The sequence below is a fragment of the Staphylococcus sp. HMSC65H10 genome (assembly GCF_001839185.1).
Classification (GTDB): domain Bacteria; phylum Bacillota; class Bacilli; order Staphylococcales; family Staphylococcaceae; genus Staphylococcus; species Staphylococcus simulans.
Map to the genome: position 1 here is coordinate 47,843 of NZ_KV840425.1, position 8,709 is coordinate 56,551.

Genomic DNA, 8,709 nt, shown 5'->3' on the forward strand with positions numbered 1-8,709 from the left:
CAGTACCGAAAGGCAAAGACGGAACTTCAGTTACTGTCAAAGGTACAAGTCAAGATCCAAACGGTAATACAGTAATTGAATTCAGTGATGAATCAAGAATCACTATTCAAAAAGGAAATGATGGTAGAGACGGTCGAGATGGCCGTGACGGCAGAGATGGACGTGACGGCAGAGATGGTCGCGATGGCAGAGATGCTCAACCAACACAACCGATATATATCATCAATAACTACATTGATAATGATAATACGAATGTGATTATCTTTAGCGATGGTCAACGTGTTGATATTCCTTGTGATGCGAACGGTAACGCGGTTGTGATTATTGGATATAATCATGATGTGAAAGGTAATGTAATATTACAATGTGCAGATAATACAAGAATTATCGTACCTTGCAGAAAACCAGACACACCAAAAGTGACAATTCCAATGATTCCATTGGTTCCAGCACAACACAATACTGTGACACCACCAGTACCGACACCAGTGCCAACACCGGTACCAGTACCGAATACAGTGCCAGTACCAAATACAGTACCAGTACCGAATACAGTACCGGTGCCAAATACAGTACCAGTACCAAATACAGTACCAGTACCGAATACAGTACCAGTGCCAAATACAGTGCCAGTACCAAATACAACACCAGATACAGTTACACCAGGTGGAAACAATGGTACACCAACATCGGATACTCATGGTTATACTGGATTCATTAATGTAAATAATGATCATGGTCATAAATTCGTAGGTAAACAAACTACGCATAAAGTGGTTTATCATAATGTAGAACAACCACAGCCAAAAGTAACAACAAAACCTAAACAAACAGCTAAAGCTTTACCTGAAACAGGTTCAGACGATACAGCAGCATTAGTTTATGGTGCAATTATGGCTGGTTTAGGTGCAACAACAGTACTTGGATCAAGACGTCGTAAAGAAGAAGAATAAGATTAAGTTCTAAGTATGTAAGAACCGGGCTTCGGCCTGGTTCTTTTTATTGCGAGTAATGTAATCGCTTTCTTATTTTAGATTTTTTGAATTGAATAAATTTATCTAAATTTCTGAAAAATAATGTTGACTTTTTCTGTCAGACTTTGTAATATATGGAATATAAATGAATTGAATAAAACTATCTTATCCAGAGAGGCGGAGGGACAGGCCCTGCGAAGCCTCGGCAACAGGATTAATTATGAAGATTAATTACTGTGCCAATTCCTACAGTAGAACACTGTGAAGATGAGACGAGCCGATATATGTATCCCGAGGACTTGTTTCATTAGTCCTCGGGATTTTCTTTTTATAGAGTTATCTCAAAATAGTTAACATTCATTTATTTCAAATTATTAAGGGGGATTTACCTATGATTGAGTTCAAGGATGTCAATAAAACATTCCGTAAACGCTCAACGGAAATTCAGGCTTTGAAAGATGTCAGCTTTACTGTAGAACGCCAAGAAATATTCGGCGTCATCGGGTATAGCGGTGCTGGTAAAAGTACGTTAATCCGATTAGTCAATAAGCTTGAAAATGTGACATCAGGAAACATTATTGTGGATGGTCATGACATCAATCAATACAGCAAAAAAGAATTGCGTAAAGTGAAGAAAAATATAGGCATGATTTTCCAGCATTTCAATTTATTAAATTCTAAGACAGTATTCAATAATGTTGCGATGCCGCTCATCCTTGAAGGCAAGGAAAAGTCATACATAAAAGAGAAAGTTGACGAAATGCTTGAGTTCGTAGGTTTAGGAGATAAAGGTTCACAGTATCCTAATGAGTTATCGGGTGGTCAAAAACAAAGAGTTGCGATTGCGAGAGCTTTGGTTACTGATCCTAAAATCTTGTTATGTGATGAAGCAACAAGTGCTTTAGACCCAGCAACAACAGATTCAATCTTGCGATTGTTGAAGAAGGTCAATCGAACATTTGACGTTACCATTTTATTGATTACCCATGAAATGGGCGTGATTCAACAAATCTGCGATAAAGTTGCGGTTATGGAGCAAGGCAGTGTCATCGAAATCGGCAGTGTATTAGAGGTGTTCAGTCATCCTAAGACGAAAACTGCGAAAAGCTTCGTTTCTACAGTTATCAGTACAGATATTAGTGATAAGATGATTCATCAATTACCAACTGACGCAGATTATGTGGACGTCAAAGTTTATCTAGAAGGTTCACAAATTGGATTGTCAGTGATTCAAACATTAATTAAAGACTTCAATTTAGATGTGAATGTTATTTATGCATCGATGTCAGATATTCAAGATACTTCAGTCGGTTATTTAACACTTCGTATCAAAGGATCAAATGAAAGTAAGCAACGTGCATTTGATTATATGAAACAAAGTCATATTGAATTTGAGGAGGTCGTATAACATGCTTGGATCTACATTAGATTCGTCTCAATTAATGGAGGCGTTATATCAAACGTTATTGATGGTCTCTATTTCATTAGTAATCGGTTCTTTAATCGGTATTCCGCTTGGTGTATTACTTGTAGTCACTAAGAAAGATGGAATATGGGAAAATGTGGTGATTTATCATATTCTCAACCCTGTCATCAACGTATTGCGTTCGGTACCCTTCATTATTTTATTAATTGCGATTGTACCATTCACAAAATTAGTGGTAGGTACATCAATTGGGACAGCAGCTGCAATCGTACCGTTAACAGTTTATGTCGCACCTTATATTGCGAGATTGGTTGAAAACTCATTATTAGAAGTGAATTCAGGTGTGATTGAAGCAGCAAATGCGATGGGTGCATCACCGCTTCAAATCATCCGTTACTTCTTATTACCTGAAGCATTAGGTTCATTGATTTTAGCATTAACAACAGCAATTATCGGTTTAATCGGAGCAACTGCCATGGCCGGCGCTGTCGGCGGAGGCGGTATTGGTGACCTAGCACTTGCTTATGGTTATCAACGTTTCGACACAATCGTCATTGTGATTACAGTAGTCATTTTAGTTATTATGGTTCAGCTGATTCAATCTTTAGGGAATGTCTTGGCTAAGAAAATTCGTAGAAATTAAACAAGTAAAGGGGAAGTCATTGAATGAAGAAATTATTAGTATTAGCAATCGCATTTGTGGTTCTTTTAGCTGCATGCGGGAAGAAAGACGATAGCAAAACAGTTACAGTCGGCGTAGCATCTAACGAAACAAAAGTATGGGATAAAGTTGCAGAACTTGCGAAAAAAGATGGTATTACAGTGAAAGTTAAACAATTCTCTGATTACAATGTACCAAACAAGGCGCTAAACGATGGGGATATCGAAATGAACGCATTCCAACACTTTGCATTCTTAGATCAATATGAAAAAGCGAATAAAGGTACAAAAATCACACCGATTCGTACGACAGTATTTGCGCCATTAGGTATCTATTCTAAAAAGATTAAAGACATTAAAGACTTAAAAGACGGTGCGAAAGTTATCATTCCAAACGATGTTTCTAACCAAGCACGTGCATTAAAATTATTAGAAAAAGCAGGTTACATCAAACTTTCTAAAGACTTCGGTTTAAAAGGCGGCATTAAAGATATCGAAGAAAACAAAAAGAATTTAGATATCAAAGCAGTAGATGCACAACAAACAGCACGTGCATTAGATGATGTAGATATTTCAGTTATCAACAACGGCGTAGCAACTAAAGCAGGTTTAGATGCGAAGAAAGATCCAATCTACTTAGAAAAAGATGATACAAAAGCATCACAACCATACATCAACATTATCGCAGTAAACTCTAAAGACAAAGACGATAAAACATTGAAAAAAGTTGCGGCACTTTATCATTCTAAAGAAGCTCAAAAAGCTTTAAAAGAAGAAGTTAAAGATGGCGAAATCGTGGTTGATTTAAAACAAGATGAAATCAAAAAAATTCAAGACAGCTTAAAATAATAACACAACTATCATTTAAATGGCCGGCAAATCTTCTAGGTTTGTCGGCTAATTTTATGTGACGAATGCAGATTTCATCAACTTGTATGTATTATCAGTCCGGCAAAGTGTGGGTGCTGACAAAAGGGGGTAAAGAGTTAGTGCTAGAAAATCACATTCACTTAGGAGTGATTATCGATGGAAGTATTATATTATGGAGACCATGAAGAACAATTAATTGATGTTTATGCATCAAATGATAAAAATGGAGAACATGCTGATAAATGGATTGTGTTAGTTCATGGTGGTTATTGGCGCCAAAAATTTGATCGTTCTTTAAATGATAAAATGATTGAAGTTTTAACAAATAAAGGCTACAATGTCGCAAATGTTGAATATCGTCGTGGAGAACATAAATGGCCTATACCAGAAGAAGATGTTAAAAAAGCAGTTCAAACATTTAGGAATTCTGAATTTGTAGGTGAAGGTCAATCATTGATTCTTATAGGACATTCAGTGGGTGGACAACTCGTATTGAATAATGAAGATGAAGCGGATAGAATTGTCGCATTATCACCTGTCACTGATGTACCGTATACAAAAGCGAAGGAATTAGGACGAAACGCAGCAGAAGAATATTTTGGTGATGTTTCAGAAGATATATTATATGCGGCATCACCCATTTCACGTTTGCCATTGAATACTAAAACATTAATCATTCATGGTTTTGATGATACACAAGTAGAGATTGATACAACGATTGATTATGTGACAAAAAATACTGAAAACACGATTGATTTATATGCATTTTCAAGTTTAGCTCATATGGATAACATTGAACCTGAAGGCAGACACTTTGACTTGATGTTAGAATGGGTTGATCAAGAACAAGAAAATGAAGAGAATTAAATAACTCTAAGGAAACTATAATAGTAAAACACATTGGGAATGGAGCAATCCATTCCTTTTTTTATATTGTAACGTTATTTGTATGTCTAAAATTCATAGAAAAGCATATTCAATTCTCTTTCTGAAAGATAACTAAAATTAGATATGCGTTAATTAGTTTGGGTTAAATTATAACGTTTTTTTATAAAATAACATAAGGAAAACGAATCCAAAATATTGTTACGTACAATTAGATAAGTTTTATAATTTATTTGGTGCTATGTATGATGATAAGAAGAATTCGAATCTGTAATTTTCAAAGAGAGCAAGAAGGGGTGAAAGGGATTATTCTTGTTATTATTTTGCATGCCTAAATTAAAATTAAGGAGTGTCTAGGTTGAAAGACGAACACACATCTAAGAACAAAGCATCTTTCCAACCGGATAGAAAAAACAAATATTCTATTCGTAAATTCACTGTAGGTACTGCTTCTATTCTAGTAGGAGCTATCTTATTATTCGGGGTGAATACACAAGATGCGAAAGCAGCTGAAACATCAACCACATCTACAGTTAACGCAACAACACCAGACAAAGACACTAATGTTGAAGTGAATCATGCAGATGCAGTTGTTAATGAAACTGCAGTAACTACATCATCTGAAATAACAACACCAGATGAAATTAAAGAAGTACCGAAAACTGAAGTTGAATCACTACCAACAAAAGCTAGTAATGATTCCACAGAAAAAGCAACTTCTGATCATCAAGAAGTTGTAGCTCCAACAGTCGAAAAAGAAGCGACTGCAGCTCCAAAATCACAAGAAGTTTCAACAGAAACAGCTCCGTTTGAGACAAACACAACAGTTCAAAAAGTAGCTGAAACACCTAAAGTAGAAGTACCTCAATCTATTTTAGGCATTCAACAAGTTCAAGATTTGAATACAGCTGCTGAATTTTATGCACAATCTTCAGGCGTCTCTATAGAAGAAGCGAAGACTTTAATTCAAGAATTGAATTTAGACAGTCAAGCCACACCCGAAGAAATTCAACAAGCTTTACTTTATCAATTATCCCATGAATATGAAACTTGGTATAAACCTGCTGTACGTGAAGATTTGACTACAGAAGCAGAACAAGTGGCAGATAATCCAGACTTTGTAAAATATGCGGTAACACTTCCGATTGAACCGATAATTATTGATGCAGATGCGATTAAAAATGGTTATGTCCGTTCAGGTTCAGATGAATTAAGTAAAACTAACTTAATTTCCGGTCGTGCTTGGATGGCGGACCAAGGTATCCCATCTGTAGGTACAAATGGTTTAGCACCTGTACCTGTCAATACACCGGTTTATTTACAATGGATGGACAAAGATGGATCAATTTCACCAATTTATCGTGCATATACACATAATAAAAATCGTGATGACAGTGCACAAGATGGTCCAGGTGCCTTTGCCTTTGACTTAAGACAAGGTTGGACAGATGCGACAGGTAAACACCATGTATATAAAGCTTTTAAAGGACAAAAATATCGTTTTGCTATTCCAGATTTCACATTACCTAATGGCAACAAAGCGACAATGTTACGACAAGCCGGTGGATTCTATCCAGGTGTATTTGTAGACACATTTACTGATAACAATATGGGGCAAACTCCGGTAGTAGGTAAAAACATTGGCCGTACAGGTATTTTTATGGCTGAAGTGCCAGTCGGTAATTATATGACGAAACCTAAAAATCAATGGATTACAAGTGAAGGTAACCATAGTGATCCAGAACTATTAGCTGTTGATGGTTATAATGTCGTTCGTGGTAAAGTTTGGATAGAAAGCTCAGGTGGAGATAGAGCCAACTCAGCAACTGGTCCTAACTATAACCAAAATTTAGGAGATAGAGTCGCAGCGGGTTATAAAGTTGTATTAAGCTCATTAACTTCACAAGGTGCAGCAGCTTATAGAAATGAAGTACAACGTGTACCTGTACATGAACGTGCAGCAGCTGCGAAAAGATTATTAACTGCGCATCCAGAATATATTTCAGCTACTGTTGTTTCAGTGGTTGATGGAAATGGGGTTTACGCAGCTAAATTCCCTAATGGTACTTTGGATGTAGATCATATTTATGGTTTTGTGCTAAATACTAAAGGTAAACTCGTCCAAACGTATTCAGGATTTACCTCACCAGAATTTAGAAAAGCGAACCAAAATATCTCTTTCGTACCAATTTCAGCACCTTATTCAGGGGTTCAACAATGGGCGAATGTGAACTTTGCGGTAGTATTGAGTCCATCGGATACCATTGATCTTCATACTGTACCGTATAATGCGACAGACAACCCAGCAGCACCAGGCAGTCGTGTTAATGTTAAATTGCCTAATGGTGATGTACCACCAATGCCTACACACATCGAATGGAGAGATCCTAGCGGACAAACAGTGCATAGAGCTCCGGACTTTACAACGCCAAAACGAGGAGAACAAGTAAGTGGATTTACGATTCCTAAAGAGGCTCAGGAAGGTGATATTTATACTGCAGTACTTGTTTCTGGTGGTAACGATATCGCTGGTTCATCTGTAATTGTTCATATAACAGAAGCTAATAAATATCCACCAAAAGTGCAAACAGTTACTAAAGAATTCGGACAACCAGCAACTGAAGAAGATGTTATGAGTCATGTCACATTCCCTAAATATCCGACTCATCTTAAAAAACCTACAATAACAATAGATCATCCTGATAAATTACCTGATGGAAATACGCCTGGTAAAGTTCTAGTACCTGTTACTGTTACGTATCCAGATGGTTCTGTTGCGCACGTTAATGTACCAGTAGTCACAAAAGCACAATCTGATAAAGACAAATATACGCCAACTGCAGGTTCAGTTGAAAAAGACTTCGGTCATAAAGCAACACCTGGTGAAATCACAGGAAAAGTATCTGTACCAGACTTCCCAGCTGGAGGTAATCAACCAACTTATACAGTGGATGAAACAACAATTCCAGATGGCCAAACACCAGGTACAGTGAATGTACCGGTGACTGTACATTATCCTGATAATTCTTCAGAAGTTATTGAAGTTCCGGTTACTACAAAAGTACAACCTGATAACGATAAATATCAACCGACAACTGAAGCAATCCATAAACCATTTGGTCAAAAAACAGATGAAAATGAAGTGAAATCAAAAGTTTCTGTTCCTAATTTCCCAGGAAATGGTAATCAACCGACTTATACAGTAGATACTTCAAAAATTCCAGATGGCCAAACACCAGGTACAGTAAATGTACCAGTGACTGTGCAATATCCAGATGGTACAAGTGAAGTAGTAAATGTACCTGTTATTACAGGACCGAAAGATTCAGATACGTACCAACCAACTACAGGAGAAATTACAAAACCATACGGTCAAGCAACAACAGAACAAGAAGTAAAAGATAAAGTCGCAGTACCGAATTTCCCTAAAGACAAAGGCACACCAACAATCACAGTTGATACAAGCAAGTTGCCAAATGGTCAAACAAGCGGTGAGTTCCAAGTTCCCGTTACAGTGACTTATCCTGACAAAACAACGGACACAGTGAATGTCAAAGTGACAGTAGGAGTTCAACCTGATAATGATAAATATCAACCAACAGCAGGAGAAATTACAAAACCGTATGGTACAGCAACAACATCAAATGATGTAACAGGAAAAGTAAGTGTTCCAAACTTCCATAAAACAGGTGCACAACCAGTCATTACTGTTGATACAAACAATTTACCAAACGGTCAAACAAGTGGCGTATTCCAAGTCCCAGTTACAGTGACTTATCCTGACAAAACAACAGATACAGTGAATGTGAAAGTGACAGTCAGACCGAAAGACTCAGATACGTACCAACCAACAACAGGTTCAATCACAAAACCATATGGTCAAGGTACAACAGA

Annotated in this window: 6 protein-coding genes and 1 riboswitch; all 6 genes read left to right on the forward strand. The window is 37.0% G+C overall.

Features of this window, described 5'->3' with window-relative positions; all coding sequences use genetic code 11:
- Nucleotides 1–953, forward strand: a 953-nt coding sequence (locus HMPREF3270_RS13075; protein WP_176746759.1) for an LPXTG cell wall anchor domain-containing protein, incomplete at its 5' end; no start/stop codon positions are given.
- Nucleotides 954–1,136: 183 nt separating this feature from the next.
- Nucleotides 1,137–1,248: riboswitch (SAM riboswitch) on the forward strand.
- 117 nt (nucleotides 1,249–1,365) lie between these two features.
- Nucleotides 1,366–2,382 (forward strand): methionine ABC transporter ATP-binding protein, encoded by a 1,017-nt coding sequence (locus tag HMPREF3270_RS13080; RefSeq protein ID WP_002480034.1) that lies wholly within the window; start codon nucleotides 1,366–1,368, stop codon nucleotides 2,380–2,382.
- A 1-nt stretch (nucleotide 2,383) separates the two neighbouring features.
- Nucleotides 2,384–3,043, forward strand: coding sequence for a methionine ABC transporter permease (locus HMPREF3270_RS13085; protein WP_002480033.1), 660 nt, complete (start codon nucleotides 2,384–2,386; stop codon nucleotides 3,041–3,043).
- A 23-nt stretch (nucleotides 3,044–3,066) separates the two neighbouring features.
- Nucleotides 3,067–3,909: a dipeptide ABC transporter glycylmethionine-binding lipoprotein gene (gene gmpC, locus HMPREF3270_RS13090; RefSeq protein ID WP_002480032.1), complete on the forward strand. Its 843-nt coding sequence runs from the start codon at nucleotides 3,067–3,069 to the stop codon at nucleotides 3,907–3,909.
- 177 nt (nucleotides 3,910–4,086) lie between these two features.
- Nucleotides 4,087–4,797, forward strand: coding sequence for an alpha/beta hydrolase family protein (locus HMPREF3270_RS13095; protein WP_023015621.1), 711 nt, complete (start codon nucleotides 4,087–4,089; stop codon nucleotides 4,795–4,797).
- Nucleotides 4,798–5,173: 376 nt separating this feature from the next.
- The coding region (locus HMPREF3270_RS13100; protein WP_176746760.1) for a Rib/alpha-like domain-containing protein at nucleotides 5,174–8,709 on the forward strand (3,536 nt) is incomplete at its 3' end.

Bases quoted from the DNA above. Each gene is read 5' to 3' on its own strand.
- HMPREF3270_RS13080 (WP_002480034.1), top strand. From the start codon at position 1,366: ATGATTGAGTTCAAGGATGTCAATAAAACATTCCGTAAACGCTCAACG.
- HMPREF3270_RS13085 (WP_002480033.1), top strand. From the start codon at position 2,384: ATGCTTGGATCTACATTAGATTCGTCTCAATTAATGGAGGCGTTATAT.
- gmpC (WP_002480032.1), top strand. From the start codon at position 3,067: ATGAAGAAATTATTAGTATTAGCAATCGCATTTGTGGTTCTTTTAGCT.
- HMPREF3270_RS13095 (WP_023015621.1), top strand. From the start codon at position 4,087: ATGGAAGTATTATATTATGGAGACCATGAAGAACAATTAATTGATGTT.